At 70.2% G+C, this 22,091-nt stretch carries 22 protein-coding genes; 16 read left to right on the top strand and 6 right to left on the bottom strand.

Features of this window, described 5'->3' with window-relative positions:
- Positions 1-54: 54 nt before the first annotated feature.
- From rsfS to DFP88_RS06435, 7 genes are all read left to right on the top strand, one after another.
- Positions 55-426, top strand: coding sequence for a ribosome silencing factor (gene rsfS / locus DFP88_RS06405; protein WP_110813630.1), 372 nt, complete (start codon positions 55-57; stop codon positions 424-426).
- Positions 426-896 carry a 23S rRNA (pseudouridine(1915)-N(3))-methyltransferase RlmH gene (gene rlmH / locus DFP88_RS06410; protein ID WP_110813631.1) on the top strand — a complete coding sequence of 157 codons (471 nt, stop codon included), beginning with the start codon at positions 426-428 and terminating at the stop codon, positions 894-896. The genes rsfS and rlmH overlap by 1 nt, the downstream gene beginning before the upstream one ends.
- 63 nt (positions 897-959) lie before the next feature.
- Positions 960-2,480: a 2,3-bisphosphoglycerate-independent phosphoglycerate mutase gene (gene gpmI, locus DFP88_RS06415; RefSeq protein ID WP_110813632.1), complete on the top strand. Its 1,521-nt coding sequence runs from the start codon at positions 960-962 to the stop codon at positions 2,478-2,480.
- 4 nt (positions 2,481-2,484) lie between these two features.
- Entirely contained in the window at positions 2,485-3,612 is a 1,128-nt protein-coding gene (locus DFP88_RS06420) for a murein hydrolase activator EnvC family protein (RefSeq protein WP_110813633.1), read from the top strand.
- A 14-nt stretch (positions 3,613-3,626) separates the two neighbouring features.
- On the top strand, positions 3,627-5,018 hold the full coding sequence (locus DFP88_RS06425) for a S41 family peptidase (protein ID WP_110813634.1): 1,392 nt from the start codon (positions 3,627-3,629) through the stop codon (positions 5,016-5,018).
- Entirely contained in the window at positions 5,015-5,497 is a 483-nt protein-coding gene (locus tag DFP88_RS06430) for an RNA pyrophosphohydrolase (protein ID WP_110813635.1), read from the top strand. Before DFP88_RS06425 ends, DFP88_RS06430 begins: the two co-directional genes overlap by 4 nt.
- 28 nt (positions 5,498-5,525) lie before the next feature.
- The gene (locus DFP88_RS06435) at positions 5,526-6,029 is read left to right on the top strand and encodes a hypothetical protein (protein WP_110813636.1); all 504 of its coding nucleotides are present in this window, start codon (positions 5,526-5,528) and stop codon (positions 6,027-6,029) included.
- Positions 6,030-6,033: 4 nt separating this feature from the next.
- Here the strand turns inward: DFP88_RS06435 and DFP88_RS06440 are convergent, their stop codons facing one another.
- The 3 genes from DFP88_RS06440 to rnr all read right to left on the bottom strand — a co-directional run bounded on the left by DFP88_RS06440 (position 6,034) and on the right by rnr (position 10,295).
- Positions 6,034-6,498: a GNAT family N-acetyltransferase gene (locus DFP88_RS06440; protein WP_181418578.1), complete on the bottom strand. Its 465-nt coding sequence runs from the start codon at positions 6,496-6,498 to the stop codon at positions 6,034-6,036.
- A 164-nt stretch (positions 6,499-6,662) separates the two neighbouring features.
- Positions 6,663-7,892, bottom strand: a complete 1,230-nt coding sequence (locus DFP88_RS06445) for a lytic murein transglycosylase (protein WP_425450820.1) — start codon at positions 7,890-7,892, stop codon at positions 6,663-6,665.
- Between the two features lie 108 nt (positions 7,893-8,000).
- Positions 8,001-10,295 (bottom strand): ribonuclease R, encoded by a 2,295-nt coding sequence (gene rnr / locus DFP88_RS06450; RefSeq protein ID WP_110813638.1) that lies wholly within the window; start codon positions 10,293-10,295, stop codon positions 8,001-8,003.
- A gap of 169 nt (positions 10,296-10,464) precedes the next feature.
- On the opposite strand from rnr, the gene DFP88_RS06455 reads away from it, so the two are divergent.
- The 5 genes from DFP88_RS06455 to DFP88_RS06475 all read left to right on the top strand — a co-directional run bounded on the left by DFP88_RS06455 (position 10,465) and on the right by DFP88_RS06475 (position 15,614).
- The gene (locus DFP88_RS06455; protein ID WP_110813639.1) at positions 10,465-12,264 is read left to right on the top strand and encodes an adenine deaminase; all 1,800 of its coding nucleotides are present in this window, start codon (positions 10,465-10,467) and stop codon (positions 12,262-12,264) included.
- Position 12,265: 1 nt separating this feature from the next.
- The gene (locus tag DFP88_RS06460; RefSeq protein ID WP_110813640.1) at positions 12,266-13,750 is read left to right on the top strand and encodes an AMP nucleosidase; all 1,485 of its coding nucleotides are present in this window, start codon (positions 12,266-12,268) and stop codon (positions 13,748-13,750) included.
- A gap of 143 nt (positions 13,751-13,893) precedes the next feature.
- The gene (locus DFP88_RS06465) at positions 13,894-14,184 is read left to right on the top strand and encodes an HU family DNA-binding protein (RefSeq protein WP_110813641.1); all 291 of its coding nucleotides are present in this window, start codon (positions 13,894-13,896) and stop codon (positions 14,182-14,184) included.
- 116 nt (positions 14,185-14,300) lie between these two features.
- Positions 14,301-15,212 carry a DMT family transporter gene (locus DFP88_RS06470; protein ID WP_110813642.1) on the top strand — a complete coding sequence of 304 codons (912 nt, stop codon included), beginning with the start codon at positions 14,301-14,303 and terminating at the stop codon, positions 15,210-15,212.
- A gap of 42 nt (positions 15,213-15,254) precedes the next feature.
- The gene (locus tag DFP88_RS06475; RefSeq protein WP_110814166.1) at positions 15,255-15,614 is read left to right on the top strand and encodes a PRC-barrel domain-containing protein; all 360 of its coding nucleotides are present in this window, start codon (positions 15,255-15,257) and stop codon (positions 15,612-15,614) included.
- Positions 15,615-15,617: 3 nt separating this feature from the next.
- On the opposite strand, the gene mutM is transcribed toward DFP88_RS06475, so the two are convergent.
- Complete coding sequence (mutM, locus tag DFP88_RS06480; protein WP_110813643.1) at positions 15,618-16,463, bottom strand: bifunctional DNA-formamidopyrimidine glycosylase/DNA-(apurinic or apyrimidinic site) lyase; 846 nt, start codon at positions 16,461-16,463, stop codon at positions 15,618-15,620.
- Between the two features lie 62 nt (positions 16,464-16,525).
- Here mutM and ubiE point away from each other — a divergent pair, with 62 nt between their 5' ends.
- Positions 16,526-17,278: a bifunctional demethylmenaquinone methyltransferase/2-methoxy-6-polyprenyl-1,4-benzoquinol methylase UbiE gene (gene ubiE, locus DFP88_RS06485; protein WP_110813644.1), complete on the top strand. Its 753-nt coding sequence runs from the start codon at positions 16,526-16,528 to the stop codon at positions 17,276-17,278.
- 2 nt (positions 17,279-17,280) lie between these two features.
- The gene (gene ubiB / locus DFP88_RS06490; protein WP_110813645.1) at positions 17,281-18,807 is read left to right on the top strand and encodes a 2-polyprenylphenol 6-hydroxylase; all 1,527 of its coding nucleotides are present in this window, start codon (positions 17,281-17,283) and stop codon (positions 18,805-18,807) included.
- A gap of 1 nt (position 18,808) precedes the next feature.
- Here ubiB and DFP88_RS06495 read toward each other — a convergent pair whose 3' ends face one another.
- A complete protein-coding gene (locus tag DFP88_RS06495) occupies positions 18,809-19,495 on the bottom strand; it encodes a flagellar hook capping FlgD N-terminal domain-containing protein (protein ID WP_110813646.1) in 687 nt (228 codons plus the stop codon).
- Between the two features lie 10 nt (positions 19,496-19,505).
- Positions 19,506-21,248, bottom strand: coding sequence for a flagellar hook-length control protein FliK (locus DFP88_RS06500; protein WP_110813647.1), 1,743 nt, complete (start codon positions 21,246-21,248; stop codon positions 19,506-19,508).
- A gap of 80 nt (positions 21,249-21,328) precedes the next feature.
- Here DFP88_RS06500 and DFP88_RS06505 point away from each other — a divergent pair, with 80 nt between their 5' ends.
- Together DFP88_RS06505 and DFP88_RS06510 are read left to right on the top strand one after the other, a co-directional pair.
- Complete coding sequence (locus DFP88_RS06505; protein ID WP_110813648.1) at positions 21,329-21,655, top strand: rod-binding protein; 327 nt, start codon at positions 21,329-21,331, stop codon at positions 21,653-21,655.
- Positions 21,642-21,986 carry a flagellar biosynthesis protein FlgN gene (locus DFP88_RS06510; RefSeq protein WP_110813649.1) on the top strand — a complete coding sequence of 115 codons (345 nt, stop codon included), beginning with the start codon at positions 21,642-21,644 and terminating at the stop codon, positions 21,984-21,986. The genes DFP88_RS06505 and DFP88_RS06510 overlap by 14 nt, the downstream gene beginning before the upstream one ends.
- Positions 21,987-22,091 lie beyond the last annotated feature (105 nt).

Here is a 22,091-nt window from a genome sequence, read left to right on the forward strand (position 1 = left end):
GATCTGTCTTTTTCCACATCGGCGGAGCAATCCGCCACAGGGACTGCGGGCGTCATGACCGGCGCCCCCGCTCTGACGAGCGATCGGCTGCTGAGCGCGATCCTCACCTCTCTCGATGACGACAAGGCCGAGGAGGTCATCAAGATCGACCTTCGCGGCAAGACCGAGATGGGCGACTGGATGGTGATCGCCACGGGGCGCTCCAGCCGCCAGGTCGGCGCCATGGCCGAGCACATGATCGACACGCTCAAGGCCGACTTCGGCCTGCTGTGCAAGGTCGAGGGCAAGGAAGCCGGCGACTGGGTCCTGATCGACACCGGCGATGTCGTCGTGCACCTGTTCCGCCCCGAAGTGCGCGAGTTCTACCAGCTCGAGAAGATGTGGCAGAGCGGCGCGGACGTCGCCGGGGCCATCCGCAACAGCTGATGCGCGTCCAGATCTGCGCCGTCGGGCGCCTGAAGGCGGGCCCCGAACGCGCGCTGGTCGAGGATTACGTGACGCGCTTCGACCGCACGGGGCGCGCGCTGGGCCTTGGCCCGCTCGAGATCACAGAGGTCGAGGATCGCAAGGGCGGCGGCATGAGTGCCGAAGCCGCGCTTCTTGACCGCGCCCTCCCCTCCGGCGCCGCAATCTGCGCGCTGGACGAGCGGGGGCGGCAGATGACCTCGCCCGAGTTCGCGCAGATGCTGGCCGGCTGGCGCGATGCCGGGCGCAGCGGCGCGGCCTTCGTGATCGGCGGCGCCGACGGGATCGACCCCGCGCTGCGGGGCAGGGCCGAGGCGGTGCTCAGCTTCGGTCCGATGGTCTGGCCGCACATGATGGTGCGCTCGATGCTGACCGAACAGCTCTATCGCGCCGCCTCGATCCTTGCCGGAAGCCCCTACCACCGCGTCTGATCCGCGCCGGGTGGACAATCGCGCCCCCGCCGCTACACCAAGCCGCAGCGAATGGAGGCCCAAATGGCGACACCGAAACCCGTGGTCCTGTGCATCCTCGACGGCTGGGGCCTGCGCGCCGAGCGCGAGGCCAATGCCCCCGCCCAGGCCGAGACGCCCACCTTCGACCGGATCATGGCGCAGGGCCCGACCTCCCGGCTGATCACCCATGGCCGCGACGTCGGTCTGCCCGCCGGGCAGATGGGCAATTCCGAGGTCGGCCATACCAACATCGGCGCCGGCCGTGTGGTGGCGATGGATCTCGGCCAGATCGACCTCGCGATGGAGGACGGCAGCTTCGGCAAGATGGAGGCGCTGACCGATTTCATCGCCGCGCTGCAGGATTCGGGCGGCACCGCGCACCTGATGGGCGTGATCTCGGACGGCGGAGTTCACGGGCATATCGACCATGTCGTCGCCGCTGCCACGGTGATCGCCGGGGCCGGCGTGCCGGTCGCGATCCATGCCGTGACCGACGGGCGCGACGTCGCCCCCAGCTCCGCCGATGCCTTCATCGCCGACCTTGTGGAGCGTCTGCCGCAGGGCGCCCGCGTCGCCACGGTCACAGGCCGCTACTTCGCGATGGACCGCGACAACCGCTGGGACAGGGTGAAGACCGCCTATGACGCCATGGTCCGGGGCGAAGGCGCCCGCGCCGATACCGCGCAGGAGGCGGTCGAAGCCTCTTACGCCGCGGGCAAGACGGACGAGTTCCTGCCTGCCACGGTGATCGGCGATTACGCCGGGATGCAGCCTGCCGACGGCTTCTTCTGCCTGAACTTCCGCGCCGACCGCGCGCGGGAGCTGCTGGCCGCCATCGCCGATCCCGACTTCGACGGCTTCGAGCGCAGCGCCATGCCGCAGCTCGTGGCGCGGCTGGGGATGGTGGAATATTCCAGCCGTCACACCGCCTGGTACAAGACGGTCTTCCCCAAGCGCGACATCCAGAACACGCTCGGTGCCTGGGTCGCGAAGAAGGGCCTGCGGCAGTTCCGCCTCGCCGAGACGGAGAAGTACCCGCATGTCACCTTCTTCCTGAACGGCGGCAAGGAAGAGCCGGAGGAGGGCGAGGATCGGTTCATGCCGAAATCGCCCAACGTCGCCACCTACGACATGCAGCCCGAGATGAGCAGCGTCGAGGTGACGGACAAGTTCGTCGAGGCGATCGAGTCGGGCTATGACCTGATCGTCACCAACTTCGCCAATCCCGACATGGTCGGCCATACCGGCGACCTTCAGGCCGCGATCAAGGCCTGCGAGGCGGTGGACCGCGGCCTCGCCCGCGTCTGCGAGGCGCTGGACAAGGTCGGCGGCGCGATGATCGTCACCGCCGATCACGGCAACTGCGAGACCATGGTCGATCCCGAGACCGGCGGGCCGCATACCTCGCATACCACCAACCCGGTGCCCGTCGCGCTCTATGGTGGGCTCGAGGGCGCGTCCCTGCACGAGGGGCGGCTGGCCGATCTGGCGCCGACGCTTCTGGATCTCATGGGCCTCGATCTGCCGCCCGAGATGACCGGCCGCAGCCTGATCGACCGCTAGGCCGGTGCTGCGTCTCGCCCTGGCCCTCCTGCTGCTGGCCGCGCCCGCCCAGGCTGAGGCCCAGGCGCAGGATACGGCAGAGGCCGCGCGCGCGGCCTCGGGCCGGTTGCAGGAGGCGGGGCGGATGCTGGACGAAGCCGAGGGCAGCACCGACCGCCTTTCCGCGCTGACGCAGACGGTCCATGCCTACGAGGAGGGGCTGGTGCTGCTGCGCGACGGCCTGCGCCGCGCCGCCCTGCGCGAGGCGGCGCTGGAACGGCAGCTTGCCTCGCAGGAAGGCGAGATCGGTGATCTTCTCGGCGTGCTGATGACGATCGAGCGAGCGCCCGTGCCGCTTCTTCTGCTGCACCCCTCCGGCCCCGTGGGCACCGCCCGCGCTGCGATGATGGGCAGCGCGGTGACGCCCGCCCTGCAGGAGCGGGCCGAGGCGCTGCGCGCCGACCTGACAGAGGTGCAGGAGTTGCGCGCCGTGCAGGACAGCGCCGCCGCCACGCTGGAAGAGGGGCTGGCCGGCGCGCAGCAGGCCCGCGCCGAGCTGGCGCAGGCGGCGCAGGAACGGACCGACCTGCCGCGCCGCTATACCGAGGATCCCGTTGCCACCGCCCTGCTGATCGCCGGCTCCGAAACGCTAGAGGCCTTTGCCGGCGGGCTGGCGCAGACCATCGACACCGAGATGGCGACCGAGGCGCCGGATGCCGCGGACCGGCGCGGCAGCCTGCCGCTGCCGGTGCAGGGCGTGGTGCTGCGCGGCTACGGGCAGGCCGATGCCGCCGGCGTGGAGCGGCCGGGTCTGGTGATCGCGACGCGGCCGCAGGCGCTGGTCACCCTGCCGGTGGCGGCCACCCTGCGCTTCCGCGGCGAGCTTCTGGATTACGGCACCGTCGCGATCCTGGAGCCGGCGCCGGGGGTCCTCTTCGTGCTGGCCGGCATGGCCGAGGTCTATGGCGAGGCGGGCGAGGTCCTTCCCGAAGGCGCGCCCTTGGGCCTGATGGGCGGCGAGGCCGGGCCCGGTGACGCAATATTGACGGGATTGGCGGCATCTTCTGGCGCAGAAGCCAGCGAAACGCTTTATCTCGAGGTGCGGGACAGGCAAGGTCCGACCGATCCCGCGACCTGGTTCGCGCTGGACTGAGAGGGAATTCGAGCATGAGAAAACTGCTTCTTGCCGCGGTCGGTGGCACGGCACTGGGCCTTGTGGCGACGACTCAGGTCGCCGGTCCGCTGCTGGCGCAGGAGGCCGAGCGCGAGTCGAGCGTCTACCAGCAGCTGGACCTCTTCAGCGACATCTTCGAACGCATCCGCGCCGAATACGTCGAGGAGGTGCAGCCCGCCGATCTGGTCGAGGCCGCGATCAACGGCATGCTCACCTCGCTCGACCCGCATTCCAGCTACCTCTCGCCCGACGACGCCGAGGCGATGCGGGTGCAGACGCGCGGCGAGTTCGGCGGCCTCGGCATCGAGGTGACGCAGGAAGAGGGCATCGTGAAGGTCGTCTCGCCGATGGACGAGACGCCCGCCGCCGCCGCCGGCATCCAGGCCGGGGACTACATCACCGCCGTCAACGGCGAGAGCGTGATCGGCCTGAACCTCGACGAGGCGGTGGAGCTGATGCGCGGCCCCGTCGGCTCCGAGATCACGATCACCATCGTGCGCGAAGGCATGGACGAGCCGATGGAAGTCAGCCTCGTGCGCGACACCATCCAGCTGACCGCCGTGCGCGCCCGCACCGAGGGGCATGCGCTGGTGCTGCGCGTCTCGACCTTCAACGACCAGACCTTCGAGAACCTGCAGGAGGGTCTCGAAGAGCAGATTGAGGAGGCCGGCGGTCTCGACAATGTCGACGGCGTCGTGCTCGACCTGCGCAACAACCCCGGCGGACTGCTGAACCAGGCGATCTACGTCGCCGACGCCTTCCTCGACGAGGGCGAGATCGTCTCGACCCGCGGGCGCGACCCGCAGGAGAGCGAGCGGCACAATGCCACCGCGGGCGACCTGATCGACGGCAAGCCGATCGTGGTGCTGGTCAACGGCGGCTCCGCCTCCGCCTCCGAGATCGTCGCGGGCGCGCTGCAGGATCACCGCCGCGCCATCGTCGTCGGCACCCAGAGCTTCGGCAAGGGATCGGTGCAGACCGTCATGCCGCTGCGCGGCGATGGCGCGATGCGGCTGACCACGGCGCGCTACTACACGCCCTCGGGCCGGTCGATCCAGGCGCTGGGCATCGCCCCCGACATCATCGTCGAGCAGCCGCTGCCCCCGACCCCCGAGGAGCTCGCCGCCGAGGAGGAGGACGCGCCGCGCTTCCGCAGCGAGGCCGACCTGCGCGGCAGCCTGGCCAACGACAGCCTCACGGACGAGGAGCGCGAGCAGATGGATGCCGAGCGCGCCGAGGCCGAGGCGGCGGCCCAGCTGCGCGAGCAGGACTACCAGCTCGCCTATGCCGTCGACGTGCTCAAGGGTCTCTCGGCGCTTTCGCCGCAGTCGATCCAGATGCCCATCGACGATCACGCCGATGCCGGCGAGGCCGCCCAGCCGTGACGCCCGAGGCCATCGCGGCGCTGCCCTACCGGCCCAATGTCGGCGTCATGCTTGTGAACGCCGATGGGCTGGTCTGGGTCGGCCAGCGCATCGACCGCGACCAGGACGCCTGGCAGATGCCGCAGGGCGGGATCGATCCGGACGAGGACGCGCGCACCGCCGCCCTGCGCGAGCTTGAGGAGGAGACGGGCATCCCGCCCGCCCTCGTCCGAATCGAGGCGCAGACGCGCGAGCCCATCACCTACGAGCTGCCCGCCGATGTCGTGCCGACGATCTGGGGCGGGCGGTTTCGCGGGCAGGCGCAGGACTGGGTGCTGCTGCGGTTTCTGGGGCAGGATGCGGATATCCGCATCGATACCGAGCATCCGGAGTTCGCGGCCTGGAAATGGGTCGCGCCCGATGACCTCGTGCCGAACATCGTGCCCTTCAAGCGCGCTGCCTATGCCCGCGTCCTGGCCGAGCTTGGCCCCTCGATCTGACACCTTCCCGCCGATACGGAGCCTTCCGATGCCGCGTCTCTTCCCCGCCGTCGCCCTTGCCCTGAGCGTGGCGCTGCCCGCGCAGCAGGCCGCTGCGCTCAGCTGTCTAGCCCCCGATCCGCTGCGCAGCCTGCAGGAGGCCGCCGCCTCGGACGAGACCTACCGCGTGCTGCTGGGCCGCCTCGACTTCGACGCCGAGGCGCTGCCGGTATCGGGCCCCGCCGGGCCGGTCGCCGGGCTGTCTGAGGCGCCGCTGGTCCGGGCGGAGTTCGAGGGCCATGCCCTTGGCGCCGAGGGCTTCGACACCGCCGCCAACGGCACCCTCGCGATCGAGCCTGGCTGCCTGGGCGAGGTCTGCGGCAATGCCGTGCCGGGCGAAGAGGTTCTGATATTCGCCCGTGTGACCGAGGCCGGAATGGTGATCGACCTCGACCCCTGCCAGGGCTGGCTGCAACCCGCGCCGAGCGACGCGCAGCAGGCGCAGATGGCGGCCTGCGTCTCGGGCGGCGAGGACTGCCCCGCCGCCGACTGACCTCTTAGCCCTCGCGCGGAAGCTCCATGCGGAAGGAGACGCCGTCCGTCTCGCGCAGGGCAAAGCCGCAGGCGAGGTAGGTGTTCTGCGCGCCGGTATTGGCCTTGTCCGCGCTGACCGTGATGTAGTCGTAGCCCTCCGCCTCGGCGCGGCGGACGACGGTTTCGATCAGCCGCCGGCCCAGCCCGCTGCCGCGCCGCTCCGGCGCGACGTAGAGGTGATGCAGGTCCATCCCGCGCCTGCTCTGGTGCAGCATGGCGCGGCGGGCCATGGCAGCGTAGCCCACGGCCCGGCCCTCTGCCTTCGCGATCAGCGCCTGAAAAATGGGCCGCGGGCCGAAAAGGTCGCGTTCGAGCGTGTCTTCCGTCGCCTGCGAGGCGTCGCCGTGATGCGCGGTGAGTGCCGCGATCATCGCCAGCAGATCGGCGGTATCCGCGCGTGTGGCGTCTTCGATGGTGATCTCTGTCATCTGTCCGGTCTCTGAGGCACCCGCCGCAGGCCGGAGTCCATGCCGCCCTGCGGCGGACATGGGAAATGCGCCGCCACCCTAGAAGGGGGCGTTCCAATAGGTCGTGAGGGAGGTGCGGCGCGTCATGCGGCAAGACTTGCCCGCAGGACGCGCCGCGTCAAGGCCTAGCGCAGGCGGGCCAGCAGCGCCTCTGACGGGAAGCCGTCGACCGGCAGGCCGGCGGCCTGCTGGTAGGCACGGATCGCCGTGGTGCTGCCGGCGCCCAGAAGGCCGTCGATCTCGCCGTCGTAGAAGCCGGCGCGGGCGAGGCCCCGCTGCAGGTCCTTGCGCTGCGCCTCGGTCAGCTGGTGGTAGCCGGCCATCGGCGTGGCGAAGGGCGCGCCGCCCTTCAGCCGGTCCGACAGATGCCCCACCGCGATCACGTAGGAGGCGGCGTTGTTGTAGCGCGCGATCGAGGACCAGTTGCCAAAGGCGAGGAAGGCAGGGCCATCAGCGCCTTCGGGCCGGATCAGCCGCGCCGGGCCGTGGTCGGGGATGCTGCCGCGCGCGGCACGCACGCCGGCGGCCTGCCAGTCGGCGACGCTGCGCCGCGTGTCGCTGGCGGCAACGCCGGGGGCCGAAACCTCGACCCCCCAAAGCTGGCCGCGCGTCCAGCCCGCGTTGGCGAGGTAGCGCGCGGTGGAGGCCAGCGAATCGGTGGGATCGTCGGACCAGATGTCGCGCTTGCCGTCGCCGTTGAAGTCGGCGGCATAGGCGAGATAGCTGGTCGGGATGAACTGGGTGTGACCCATCGCGCCGGCCCAGCTGCCCAGCATGTGCTGCGCGTCCACGTCGCCGTTCTGGATGATCCGCAGCGCGGCGATCAGCTGCTCTTCCATGAAGGCGCCGCGCCGCCCCTCGAAGGCGAGGGTGCTGAGGGCCGAGACGGTCGGAATGTTGCCGCGGCGGTCGCCGTAGCTGCTTTCCAGTCCCCAGATCGCCACGACAACCTCGCGGTCGACGCCGTAGCGCGCCTCGATCTGGTCGAGCACGCCGTCATAGCGGGCGAGCATGGCGCGACCGGTGTTGATGCGGGTGTCCGTGACGGCGCCGGCCAGATACTGGCCCAGCGTGCGCCGGAACTCGGGCTGGTCGCGGTCGCTCTCGATCACGCCGGGCAGGAAGCCGGTGCTGGCGAAGGCCGCGTCGAAGACGCCGGGTGCGATGCCCGCCGCCGTGGCGCGGGGGCGGAAGTTCGCGACCCAGGCGTCGTAGGCGGCATTGGGGACAGGCTGCATGGCGGGATCGGGCCTTTCGGGCGGGCGCAGCGCGCTGGTCGGCTGGGCGCCGCCGCAGGCCGCCAGAAGCGACAGCGCAAGGACGGCGCCAAGCCCGCGGGCGGCGGTCTTCTTGATGGATGTGGTGCGGGCGATGGTCACTGCTCGGGCCTCCCCTTTATGGATTTTGCGGCAGTGTAGCCGGGCCCGGGGCGGGGGGGAACAGCGCGCGGCGCGGCGGCGTGGTTATTTGCGCCGCCGCGAGACAGAGCGCTTGGGCCCCTTGGGGCTGCCGGGGCGCGCCGCCTTCTTGGCCGCCTTGGCGGCCTTCTTCTTGGCCTGGCCCGCCTTGCGCTGCACCGGACGGCCCGGGCGTCGGGAAGGGCCTGTGGCCATCTCCTGCCCGTCGAGCTCGATCATCTCGGCCACGAGGCCGCCAGAGATCGGCGCCGCCTCTTCCAGCCGCACCAGCGCGCGCTGGCCGGCGGAGAGGGTGGTGCCGCTGTCGGCCCCCATCAGCGTCTGCGCGGCGCGGTCGTAGTGGAAGTATTCGTTCCCCAGCGAGCGGATCGGGACCAGCGCATCGGCGCCGCTGTCGTCCAGCTTCACGAAGACGCCGAACTTGGCGATGCCGCTGATCCGGCCCTCGAAGGTGCTGCCGACGCGGTCCTTGAGGTAGGCGGCGAGGTAGCGGTCGGTGGTGTCCCGCTCTGCCACCATCGAGCGCCGCTCGGTGTCGGAGATCTGCTTGGCGGTATCGGCCAGTGCCTCGATCTCCTCGGGCTGCAGCCCGTCCTTGCCCCAGCGGTGCGCGGCGATCAGCGCCCGGTGCACGATCAGGTCGGCATAGCGCCGGATCGGCGAGGTGAAATGCGCGTAGTTCCGCAGCGCGAGGCCGAAGTGGCCGAAGTTCTCGGGCGCGTAATAGGCCTGCGTCATCGAGCGCAGGGTGGACATGTTGATCAGCTCGGCCTGATCGGTCCCGGCGGCCTGGCCCAGCAGGCGGTTGAGATGCGCGGTGCGCAGCACCTGCCCCTTGGCCAGCGTCAGGCCCGAGGCCTCGGCCACCTCGCGCAGCGCGTCGAGGCGGTCGGGATCGGGCTCTTCGTGCACGCGAAAGAGCAGCGGCGTCTTCTTCGCGATCAAGGTCTCGGCGGCGCAGACATTGGCCAGCACCATGAACTCCTCGACCAGCCGGTGCGCATCCATCCGGTCACGGTAGGCGACGGAGGTCACCTCACCGGCATCGTTCAGGATGATCCGCCGCTCGGGCAGGTCGAGGTCCAGCGGCTGCCGCGCCTCGCGCGCGGATTTCAGCGCGGCATAGGCGTCGAAGAGCGGGCGGATCACCGGATCGAGCAGCGGGCCGGCGCGGTCGCTCGGATTGCCCTCGGCGGCGGCCTGCGCCTCTTCGTAGGTCAGCGAGGCGGCGGAGCGGATCAGCGCGCGGTGGAAGTCGTGGCTCAGCTTCTGGCCGTGGCGGTCGATCCGCATGCGCAGGGCCAGCACCGGGCGGGCCACGCCCTCGTGCAGGGAGCAGAGGTCCCCCGAGAGGTGGTCGGGCAGCATCGGCACGACACGGTCGGGGAAGTAGGTGGAATTGCCGCGCTTCTTCGCCTCGCGGTCCAGCTGGCTGCCGGGCGTGACGTAATGGGCGACATCGGCGATCGCGACCCAGAGGATGAAGCCGCCTTCGTTCGAGGGATCGGGATCGGGCTGGGCGAGGACGGCGTCGTCGTGATCGCGGGCATCGGCCGGGTCGATGGTGACCAGCGGCAGCTCGCGCAGATCCTCGCGCCCCTTGAGACCCGCGGGCTTGGCGGCATCCGCCTCGGCCAGAACCGCGTCGGGGAAGTGGTCGGGGATGCCGTGCTGGTGAATGGCGATCAGGCTGACCGCGCGCGGCGCGCCGGGATCGCCAAGGCGCGAGGTGACACGTGCTTTCGGCAGGCCCATGCGGGCGCGGGGACCCGCGGCCTCGGCCTCGACCAGCTCTCCGTCCTTGGCGCCGTGCTCGGCCCCTGCGGGGACGATCCATTCCTTGTCGCTGCCCTTGTCGATCGGCAGGATCCGCCCGCCCTCGGCGCCTTGGCGGAAAAGGCCGAGGATGCGCAGGGGGTTCACGCCGATCTTGCGGATCAGTCGGGCGGTGTAGTGCTGATCCTCGCCCGGCGTCTCGGTCAGCCGCGCGAGGATGCGGTCGCCCGCGCCAAGGGCGCCGTCGCTGTCGCGCGGCAGCAGCAGGACGCGCGGCTCCGCCCCCTCGCCCTGCCATTCCAGCGGGCGGGCGAAGAGATCACCCTCCGCATCGGGTGCCTGAACCTGCAGGATCGAGACGGGCGGCAGCTTTTCGGGGTCGCGGTAGCTGCGGCGGCGCCTTTCCAGGTGGCCCTGATCCTCGAGCTCCTTGAGCACGCGCTTGAGGTCGATGCGCTGCGCGCCCTTGATGCCGAAGGCCTTCGCGATGTCGCGCTTGGCGGTCAGGGCGGGATTGTCCGAGATCCAACGGAGGATCGCGTCCTTGGAGGGGATATCAGCCATCCCTCGCGCCTATCACGGGCCAGCCGCGGCGTCATCGGGGATTCGCCGCGCGGACCGAAGCCGCGGAACCGGGGGTTTTGCACCCCCGGACCCCCGCAGGATATTTGCAAAGAGAAGAACGGGCCGCGCGGGGGTTGCGAAGGCAGGGGGCTTGGTGTCAGATTTGGAAATGGAACATACCACCTCCTCCCCGAAAAGCTGGGCCGATTGCGCCCCCACCCTTGTCGCCGTGGCCGCGGGCCGGGCGCCCGCAGACCTGGTGATCCGCGGCGGCCGGCTGGTCAACGTCCAGAGCCGGGAGGTGCTGGAGGGCTGGCAGGTGGCGATCGCCGAGGGGCGGTTCGCCTATGTCGGCCCCGATGCCGGGCATTGCATCGGCGAGGGCACGCGGGTGATCGAGGCCGAGGGGCGGTTCCTGATCCCCGGACTGATCGACGCCCACATGCATATCGAGAGCGGCATGCTGACGCCGGCGGAATTCGCGGCCGCCGTGATCCCGCATGGCACAACCACGATGTTCACCGACCCGCACGAGATCGCCAATGTGCTAGGGCTGGAGGGCGTGCGGATGATGCATGACGAGGCGCTGATGCAGCCCGTCAACATCTTTACCCAGATGCCCTCCTGCGCGCCCTCGGCCCCCGGTCTCGAGACCACGGGGCACGAGATCAGCGCCGAGGATGTCGAAGAGGCGATGGCCTGGCCCGGCATCGTCGGCCTTGGCGAGATGATGAACTTTCCCGGCGTCGCGGCGGGCGATGCGCAGATGCTGGCCGAGATGGCCGGGACCATGCGCGCCGGCAAGACGGTGGGCGGGCACTATGCCTCGCCGGACCGGGGGCTGGCCTTCCACGCCTATGCCGCCGGCGGCGCGGCGGACGATCACGAGGGCACGCGCGAGTCCGATGCCATCGACCGGGTGCGGCAGGGCATGCGCTCCATGCTGCGGCTGGGCAGCGCCTGGTACGACGTCGAGAGCCAGATCACCGCGGTGACCGAGAAGGGCCTCGATCCGCGGAACTTCGTCCTGTGCACCGACGACTGCCATTCCGGCACGCTGGTGAACGAGGGGCACATGGACCGCGTGCTGCGCCATGCCGTGGCCTGCGGCTGCGATCCGCTGGTCGCGCTGCAGATGGCGACGATCAACACCGCCACCCATTTCGGCATGGAGCGCGAGCTGGGCTCCATCGCGCCGGGGCGGCGGGCGGACGTGATCCTGACCTCGTCGCTGACCGAGCTGCCGATCGAGCATGTGATCGCCCGCGGTGTCACGGTGGCTGAGGGCGGTCGTCTGGCTGTCACCTGCCCGCATTACGACTGGCCCGAGAGCGCGCGGGCGACGGTGAGGCTGGGCAAGGTGCTGGAGGAGAGCGACTTCGAGATCGCCGCGCCGGAGGGGGCCGCCGAGGTGCGCGCCCGAGTCATCGGCGTGGTCGAGAACCAGGCCCCGACCAAGGCGCTGGTGCAGAGCCTGCCGGTCCGCGGCGGGATCGTCGAGGGCGGCGAGACGGCGCAGATCGCGCTGGTAGAACGGCACCGCGGCACCGGCGGCGTGACCAACGGCTTCGTCTCGGGCTTCGGTTACGGGCCGGGCATGGCCATGGCCAGCACCGTGGCACATGACAGCCACCACATGATCGTCGTCGGCACCGACCGGGCAATGATGGCCGCCGCCGCGAACCGGCTGGGCGAGGTCGGCGGCGGTATCACTGTCTGGAAGGACGGGGCCGAGATCGCGCTTGTCCGCCTGCCGATCGCCGGGCTGATGTCGGATGCGCCCGCGGCCGAGGTCGCCGCCGATGCCGAGGCGATGGGCCGCGCCATGCAGGCCTGCGGCTGCACCCTGAACAACGCCTACATGCAGCATTCGCTGCTCGCGCTCGTGGTGATCCCCGAGCTTCGCATTTCCGATCTCGGGCTGGTGGACGTCACCCGCTTCGAGATCGTTCCGCTATTCGAGGACTGAGATGACCAAGATTGATGGTAGCCTGAACCTGCTGACCCCTTCCGTTCCCGCGCCCGAGGCCTTTACCGACGAGGCTGCCGCGATGGAGCGGCTGATCGAGCTTTACGACATCGCGACGGAGTTCCTGTCGAAGAATTTCGTCGAGACGCTGCGCGACGGGCAGCAGGGCGCGCGGTTCCGCGCCTTCTACCCCGAGATCCGCTTTTCCACCGCGACCTTCCAGCTGGCCGACAGCCGCCTGAGCTTTGGCCATGTCGCCAGCCCCGGCAGCTATTCCACGACCGTCACCCGCCCGCGGCTTTTCGCCAACTACCTGCGCCAGCAGATGCGGCTTCTGATCCAGAACCACGGCGTGCCGGTGGTGATCGGCGCCTCGGAGACGCCGATGCCGGTGCATTTCGCCGTCGCCAACGATGCCGCGCTGTCGGTGCCGCAGGAGGGATCGACCGAGTTCCACCTGCGCGACATCTTCGACGTGCCGGATCTGTCGACGATGAACGACGACATCGTGAACGGCAACGGCTTCACCTATCCCGACGGGTCGACCCCGCTGGCGCCCTTCACCGCGCAGCGGATCGATTATTCGCTGGCGCGGCTTGCGCATTATACAGCGACGGCGCCCGATCACTTCCAGAACCACGTGTTGTTCACGAACTACCAGTTCTACATCGAAGAATTCGAGGCCTTTGCCCGCAAGATGCTGGCCGATCCGGACAGCGGCTACGACAGCTTCGTCGCGCCCGGCAACGTGGTCATTACCGATCCCGAGGCGCCGGTGCCGGTGCCGCCGAAGATGCCGCAGATGCCGACCTATCACCTGACGCGCGAGGGCGGGCAGGGGATCACGCTGGTCAACATCGGCGTCGGCCCCTCGAATGCGAAGACGGCGACGGACCACATCGCGGTGCTGCGCCCGCATGCCTGGCTGATGGTCGGTCACTGCGCGGGGCTGCGCAATTCGCAGCGTCTGGGGGACTTTGTCCTCGCGCACAGCTACCTGCGCGAGGATCACGTTCTGGATGACGACCTGCCGCTCTGGGTGCCGATCCCGCCGCTGGCCGAGATCCAGGTCGCGCTGGAGCAGGCCGTGGCCGATGTCACTGAATTCCAAGGCTATGACCTCAAGCGGATCATGCGCACAGGCACCGTCGCCACGATCGACGACCGCAACTGGGAGTTGCGCGACCAGTCCGGCCCGGTGCAGCGCCTGAGCCAGTCGCGGGCCGTCGGCCTCGACATGGAAAGCGGCACCATCGCGGCGAACGGCTTCCGCTTCCGGGTGCCCTACGGCACGCTTCTGTGCGTCTCGGACAAGCCGCTGCATGGCGAGCTGAAGCTTCCGGGCATGGCCTCGGACTTCTACAAGACGCAGGTGGCGCGGCACCTGATGATCGGGATCAGGGCGATGGAGAGCCTGCGCGAGATGCCGCTCGAGCGGCTGCACAGTCGCAAGCTGCGGAGCTTCGAGGAGACCGCATTTCTGTGATCCAGTGGCGGCACCCTGCCAATGGGCGGCATTTCCCCTTGCACTGATAGCGAAATCGGTGTCGGTCTTGTCGTCATAACCGCGCAGACGCGCGGAGAATTGATGCCCCGCGCGCCTGGCGTGAATGAAGGAGACCGTGGACCATGGCCACCAAACCGATGACCAAGACTCAGCTCGTTGCCGCTCTGGCCGATGCGACCGAAAGCGACAAGAAGTCCGCAGGTGCGGCTCTCGACGCGCTGAGCGAGATCATCACCAAGGAGGTCGCCGGCGGCGGCGCCGTGACCATCCCCGGCGTCGGCAAGGTCTACTGCCGCGAGCGTCCCGAGCGTATGGTCCGCAACCCCGCCACGGGCGAGCAGATCAAGAAGGACGCCGACAAGGTGGTGAAGGTCACCATCGCCAAGGCGCTGAAGGACAGCGTCAACGGCTGAGGCCGGCTTTTCATCCCGGACCGGGCGCGTGTCGCCCGGATCGGTCTAGTCTTCAGGACGGGCGCTGCGGCGCCCGCCCGCCTTTCTGGGGGCGGGACAGCCACGGGGGGGCCTGAATGGGCCTGCGTGCGATCCTTCTGGGCCTGCTCTTTGCGCTGGTCTGGTCGTCCTCCTTCACCTTCGCCCATATCGTCGTCGAGCAGGCGCCGCCGATGACGGCGCTGGTCCTGCGCTTTGCCTGTTCGGGCGCGATCTGCGTCGCGCTGGCGCTGGCGATGGGGCAGACCGCGCGGCTGACGCCTGCCCAGTGGCGCGCCACGGTGATCTTCGGCATCTGCCAGAACGCCATCTACCTGGGCCTCAACTGGATCGCGATGGCCTGGATCGAGGCCTCCCTCGCGGCCATCATCGCCTCCTGCATGCCGCTGCTGGTGGCGGCGGCGGGGCGGTTGTTCCTCGGGGACAGGCTGCGTCCGCTGACCCTTGGCGGGCTTCTGGCGGGGCTGGCCGGCGTCACGCTGATCATGGGCGCGCGGCTGGGCGGCGGCGAGACGGCGCTGGGCGCCCTGGCGCTCTGCGTGATCGCGGTGCTGGCGCTGACGGTGGCGACCCTCTCGCTGCGGGGCGCGGCCTCGGGCGGGAATGTCACCATGGTCGTGGGCCTGCAGATGCTGGTCGGCGGCGCCGCGCTGGTGCCCTTCGCCCTGTTCGAGGACCATACGACGGTCTGGAGCGGCGGGCTGATCTTCGCCTTCGCCTACTCGGTCCTCGTCTCGGGCGTGCTGGCGACGCTGATCTGGTTCGTCCTCGTGGGCAGGATCGGCGCCACCCGGGCCGCCACCTTCCACTTCCTCAACCCGGTCTTCGGCGTGCTGATCGCCGCGGTGCTGCTGGGCGAATCCCTGCGCGGCTGGGACCTCGTCGGGGTGGCCGTGGTCGCCGCCGGCATCCTTGCCGTGCAGATCGGCCGGGCGGAAAAGGGCCGGCCCGCCCCGGCCGGGCCTGCCACCGCGGAACGGGCGGGCTGAAGGGGGCGTTTATCGGGCACAGGTCATCCGATGGAGGATCACATGCCTGACACAGCGCAGACGAACAGCGCCGTCATCTCGTCCGACCGGGTCAACGGGACCGAGGTCTACGGCGTCGAGGGCGGCAGCATCGGCCATATCGACCACCTGCTGATCGACAAGAAGACCGGCCGCATCACCTATGCGATGATGGGCTTCGGCGGCTTCATGGGCCTCGGCGAGGATTACTACCCGATCCCCTGGGCCAAGCTCGACTACGACCCCGGTCTTGCCGGCTACCGCACCGACATCACGCGCGAGCAGATCGAAGGCGCGCCCGAGCGGCGCGACGGCTGGTACGATGACCGCAAGTGGGAAGAGGCGACCTACGCCCACTACGGCGCGCCGTATTACTGGATCTGATCCCTAACGCTGGCAGGTCGGGCAATAGAAGCTCGACCTGCCGGACTGCACGATCCGCCGGATGGGGGTCGCACAATGGGGGCAGGGCGCCCCTTCTCGGCCATAGACGCGGAAAGTGTGCTGGAAATAGCCCAGTTCCCCGCTGGCTTGGCGATGATCGCGAAGCGAGGATCCGCCGGCCTCTATCGCCTCCTCAAGCACCATGCGCGTGATCGGCACGAGGGTGGTCAGCCGCTGCGCCGAGATGCGGCCCGCCTTGCGGCGCGGGTCGATGCCGGCCCGGTGCAGGATTTCACAGACGTAGATATTGCCAAGGCCCGCGACCACCGTCTGGTCCAGCAGCGCCGTCTTGATCGGCGTGGCCCGCCCCTTGAGGCGCCCGATCAGATAGGCCTCGTTGAACGCGTTGCCGAAGGGCTCCGGCCCAAGCGCCTTGAGCAGCCAGTGATCCTCGACCTCCGCCGTCGGCGCCAGATCCATCGCGCCGAAGCGCCGCGCGTCGTTGAAGGTGACGCGCGCGCCGCCCTCCATGTCGAGCACGACGTGATCGTGCTTTTCCGGCGCGGGGTGGTCGAAATGGAACTGCCCCAGCGCCGCGCCCGAGACCAGCATCCGCCCCGACATGCCAAGGTGGACGATCAGCGTCTCGCCCCCCGACAGCTCTGCCAGGATGTATTTGGAGCGCCGCCGCAGCGCCGTGACCTCCTGCCCCTCCAGCCGCTCTGCCATCCGCTTGGGCAGGGGCCAGCGCAGATCCGGCCGGTTGACCTGCGCGGCAAGGATGCGCCGCCCCTCCATCGCCGGCAAAAGCCCGCGACGAACCGTCTCGACCTCTGGCAATTCGGGCATCGGCGCCTTTCCTATGGGGGGAGCGCCCCATATGAAGGAGCGAAGGCCAGAGAGGCAAGAGCATGACCGACCAGACGCAGCGCACCACCCATTTCGGCTTTTCCGAGGTGCCCGAAGACGAGAAGGCGGGCCGCGTGCGCGGCGTCTTCACCTCGGTCGCCAGCCGCTACGACCTGATGAACGACGTGATGTCGGGGGGCGTGCACCGGCTGTGGAAGGACGCGATGATGGACTGGCTCGCGCCCCGGCCCGGCCAGCGCCTGCTGGACGTCGCGGGCGGCACCGGCGACATCGCCTTCCGCTTTCTCGGGCGCGCGGGCCATGGCCATGCCACCGTCTGCGACCTGACCGAGGATATGCTGATCGCCGGGCGCACCCGCGCCGAGGCCGAGAAGATGGAGGGCAGCCTCGACTGGGTCGTGGGCGACGCCATGGCGCTGCCCTTCGAGGATGCCAGCTTCGACGTCTACACGATCAGCTTCGGCATCCGGAACGTCACCCGCCCCGAAGAGGCCCTGCGCGAGGCCTTTCGCGTGCTGAAACCTGGCGGGCGGCTGATGGTGCTGGAGTTCAGCCAGCTCCCGAACCCGATGATGCAGAAGGCCTACGATCTGTATTCCTTCAATGTGATCCCGCGCATGGGGCAGGCGATCGCGGGCGACCGCGACAGCTACCAGTACCTCGTCGAATCGATCCGCCGCTTCCCGGACCAAGAGACCTTCCTGCAGATGATCCGCGCCGCCGGCTTCGACAATGCGCGCTATCGCAACCTGAGCATGGGTATCGCGGCGCTGCATTCCGGCTGGAAGCTCTAGCCTTGCGAGGACCCCACAACTTCCTGCGGCTGATCCGCACCGGCGCGACCTTCGAGCGGACCGGCGCCATGGGCGTCGTGCTCGACGCTTTCGACGCGCCGCCGCTCTTGCGCACGGCCGCGCGGCTGCTGGGCAAGCCCTTCCGCTGGCTGGGCTACGAGGGCGACCCGAACATGCCGCCGGTGACGCGGGCGATCACCGCCCTTGGCCCGGCCTATATCAAGTTCGGTCAGATCCTCTCGACCCGCCCCGATGTCGTCGGCATCGAGATCGCGACACAGCTTCGGGTGCTGCAGGACCGCCTGCCGCCCTTCGGCATGGACGAGGCGAAGGCCGCGGTCGAATACGAGCTGGGCCAGAAGGTCGATGCGGTCTTTTCCGAGTTCTCCGACCCCGTCGCCGCCGCCTCGATCGCGCAGGTCCACCACGCGCGCCTCGCCGCCACCGGCGAGGAGGTCGCGGTCAAGGTCCTGCGCCCGGGGATCGAGCGGGCCTTCCGCCGCGATATCGACGCCTTCCGCCTTGCTGCCCGGATGATCGAGCGGCTGGCCCCCTTCTCGCGCCGGCTGCGGCCGACGGATGTGATCGCGCATTTCGAGCAGACCGTGCTGGGCGAGCTGGACCTGCGGCTCGAGGCGGCTGCGGCGGCGGAGTTCGCCGCCAATACCGCGAAGGACGCGGGCTTTGCCGTGCCGCCGGTGCTCTGGCACCTCAGCGGGAAGCGGGTGATGACGCTGGGCTGGGTCACGGGTCTGGGTGCCGCAGATGTCGAGGCGATCGAGGCCGCGGGGCACGACCGCAGGCTGCTGGGCGAGCGGGTGCTGCAGCTGTTCCTCAGCCACGCGCTGCGCGACGGCTTCTTCCACGGCGACATGCACCAAGGCAATCTGAAGATCGGCCCGGACGGCACGCTGATCGCCTATGATTTCGGGATCATGGGGCGGATCGATCACTATACGCGCCGGGTCTATGCCGAGATCATCTTCGGCTTCATCCGGCGCGACTACAAGCGCGTGGCCGAGGTGCATTTCGAAGCAGGCTACGTCCCCGCGGACCGCGATGTCGACGAATTCGCCAGCGCCCTGCGCGCGGTGGGCGAGCCGATCTTCGGCATGGAGGCCAGCCGCATCTCCATGGGGCGGCTGCTGAACTACCTCTTCGAGGTGACGGAACGCTTCGGCATGGAGACGCGGACCGAGCTGATCCTGTTGCAACGCACCATGGTCGTCGTCGAAGGCGTGGCACGGACGCTGGACCCGCATATCAACATCTGGGACGCGGCGCGTCCGACGGTCGAAGGCTATATCCGCGACAGCATCGGCCCGCGCGCCGTGGCGCAGGACCTGGTGCAGGCCGCGCGGGTGCTGTCCCGCTTCGGCCCGCGCCTGCCGGCCCTGGCCGAGGCGGTGCTGGTGGCGCAGAGCCAGCCCACGCCGCCGCCATCCCGCCGCCCGCTGCATCCGCTGGTCTGGGCCGGCGGCGGCGCGGCCCTCTCGGCGCTGGTGATCCTCGCGGCGGCCTCGCTCTAGGCTATAGGGCCGGCGCCCTCAGGGCATCCACCTCCTCCTGCGACACGGCGGTGCCCCCGGCGAGGATCAGCACCGTGCCGGCAGGGGTGGATTGCACCTCGTCGACGCGGGCGTAGAGGCGCGGCACCTGGGTGTCGATCACCGTCTCACCGGCCTGGCTGACCACCTCGAAGCTGTAGAGGCCCCGCGGCATGGCCGTGCCGTCGGCCCCTGTGCCGGTCCAGGTAACCGTGCTCTCGCCCCGCGGCAGAAGCCGGCGCTGGACCTCGGCGCCGGTGCTGTCGCGAACGACAAGCTCCGTCCGCTCCGCCTCGGCGCGGGGGGTAAAGGTCAGCGCGACGGGGCTTCCGTCGAACTGCGCCGGCACCGCGGCCCGCACTTCACGGCCGACAAGGGCCGCCATCTCGGCCAGACCGCCGGCCCCGATGGCCGAGGTCATCTGCCGCAGCAGATCGTTCGTCTGCACCTGCTGCTCCACCCCCGAGAAGGTGGCAAGCTGAACCGAGAACTCCGCCGACTCCATCGGCTGTAGCGGGTCCTGGTTCTGCATCTGCGTCGTCAGCATCTTCAGGAAGGTCTCGAAATCCGAGCTGAGCGCCGAGGTGCTGCTGCCCTTTGCCGTGGCTGCGCCGGGGGCGGGTGCGCGCCCCGCCGGGGCGAGCGGGCTGGTTGTCGCGATATCGGTCATGCAGTCGCTCCTATAGTCGAAGGTCGAGGCCGGTGGCGGCGCCACGGCCCGGGGGCGGCGAGGTCGCCCCTGCCGGATGCTGCGCGGTCCGGCCTTCAGGCGCCTCGCCGGCTGGCCGGGCACTGTCCGGGGTCGGGCCATCGCCCCGGTCGGGCCTGTCCCGCGCGCTGCCGCCGAAACTAAGATCGACCTGGCCGAAGCCGAGGTCACGCAGCTCGGCGGCAAGCTCGGCCGCGTGGCGGCGCATCAGGTCCGCGGTCTCCGGCCGCTCGGCCTGCATGACCAGTGTGAGGCTGTCGCCGGTGGTCACGAGGCTCATGCGAACGCGCCCCAGCTCCTCGGGGTCGAGGGCGATTTCGGTCGGGGTTCCCTCCGGCTGGGGCAGCGCGGCAGAGAGTTGCTGCGCAAGGGGCCGTGCCTCGGGCCGCGGGGCCTGCGCGATATCGACGCGCGGCATCCCGGCCGTCTCGGGCCGGAGGAGTCCGGCCTCCAAGGGCTCGGCCGCGGGATCGGGCAGGGCCGTGGCTTCGGGCAGGACGGCATTGCGGAAGCCTTCGGCCTTCGCGGCCGCGAGGCTTGGCTGCGCCACTGCGGGAGAGGCCGCCGTGGATCGCATCAGAAGCGCCGCCTCTGCCGTCGTCGGGGCCTGTCGCCGCGCGGTGCGGCCCTCTGCACCCCGCCTCTCGGGGGCGCTGGTGCCAGGTGTCGTCTCACCCGCGGCGCCCGCCTGCGACGCCGCGGGGCGCGGCGCTTCGGCGCCGGCCTCGACCGGGCGCGCGGAATGAGTGCCGGGCATGGGCGTCCCGGCCGTCGCCTGTTGCGGCGTCGGCCTGTCCTTTGCGGCGCGCGTGCCCGTGGGCTGGCCCGGGCCGATTTGCTGCGCGGCGGCAAGGGGGCGCGGCGGCTTGCCCGACTCGGCCGAGGCCGCGCCGGGGGAACCAGCCCGACCGGCGTCCTCTCCTGACTCTGTCATCAGCGCGGCGGGCGTGGCCGCTCCTCCACCCTCGCGCCCGGCTTGGGTGCTGCGCCCCTGGGCGGATGTGGGGCCCGGCGGGGGCGCCGGAACGCCCCGGGGGCCAGTGTCGGACCCGTCCATGCCGTGCAGCGGCGTCTTGGTGTCGAACCGTGCCTGGACGGCTCCCTCTGCCGCGGCGACTGCGCCCGGCATCGTGCCGGAGCCCGCCGCGGCCGGGTCCACGGGCCGCGGGGCGGCCACAGGATCGCCTGTGGATGCGGGCCCGGCGAGCGTAGGAGACGCATCGCTTTGTACCCTGCCGGCTCCCTCTGCGGCGTGGATCGGGTTCAGGCTCGGGCTCCGGCGCGCGGCTGTGACGGCATCCTCGACGGGGTGCGCTGTGACGGCGCGCGCTGCCCCTGCCCGGTCGCGGGGCGGCAGGGCGTCACCCTGCCCGTCGTGCCGCAGAAGCGGGTGCCGCGGCAGAGGGTCCGCCCCTTCCGGCCGCGGCAGGGACTCCGCGACCTCGGCCGGCGCCTCTGAAGGCCGGTCACCGGCGGTCTCGGCCTGCTCGCCCTCCGGGGTCGAGCCGTCCGCCGCGATGGAGGGGCCTTCGGTGCCGGTGCCTTGGTCGGCCATCAACATCCCGAAGAGGGCACCGCCATCGCTATCTCCGCGCGTCCCGCCACGAAGGCCCGGCGCCTCTACCGGCGCGATGGCTGGGATCCCGGCGTTCGCCGCGCCCTTGCGAAGAGGTGCTGCTGTGGTCGCAGTGGCGAGAATCGGAAGCTGGGTCATGCTCTGTCTTCTGCACCACGAGGCTTACTGAATATTTACCGCGAGCGGAGAGTCTGCCCCCGATCAGCAAGGAGAGGGTCATGGCGGATTACGTGACGGGCTTCGGCCCGATGCCAGGCGCGGCAGGGCAGCCACCGGCGGCGACGCCGGCTGGCGGCACCGGGGTCACCGACAGGGCCGCGATGCGCGCCGCGGCAGAGGGTCTCGAGACGCTGTTCCTGGCTGAGATGCTGAAGACGGCCGGCCTGGGCAAGACGCCCGACAGCTTCGGCGGCGGCGTGGGCGAGGACCAGTTCGCCTCCTTTCTGACCGAGGCGCAGGCCGGGCGCATCGTCGCGGCCGGCGGCATCGGCCTGGCCGAATCGCTCTTCAACAGCATGCTGGAGGCGCGGGATGGACGCGACTGATCGTGCCCTCGCGCTGCTCGAGCGGGAGAGGCGCGCGCTCCTCTCCGCGGACTGGGAGGCGCTCGACCGAATCGCGCCGTTGAAGGCGAGGCTGGCCGAAACGCTTGGCGCGCAGCCGGAGGCGGGCCTGACCCCGCGCCGCCTGGCCGAGATCCGCAGGGCGGCGGGGCGCAACGGCGCGATCATGACCGCGGCGATGGAGGGCCTTCGCGACGGCGCCCGCCGCCTGCAGGAGATACGCCGCGCCCAATCGGGATTCTCCAGCTACGACAGCGCCGGGCGGCAGGCGCGCGTCGCCTCCACGCGCCCGGGCCTCGAGAAGCGATCCTGACGGCGGCGCCCCGGGCGACGAGAAAGGCCGCGCCCGTTAAACCTATCTTGGGAATTCTCGAGGCAAAAGAAGCGCATCACCCTAGGGTGACGCACAGGGGCCGGA

It is taken from the genome of Pseudoroseicyclus aestuarii, assembly GCF_003217255.1.
Taxonomy (GTDB): domain Bacteria; phylum Pseudomonadota; class Alphaproteobacteria; order Rhodobacterales; family Rhodobacteraceae; genus Pseudoroseicyclus; species Pseudoroseicyclus aestuarii.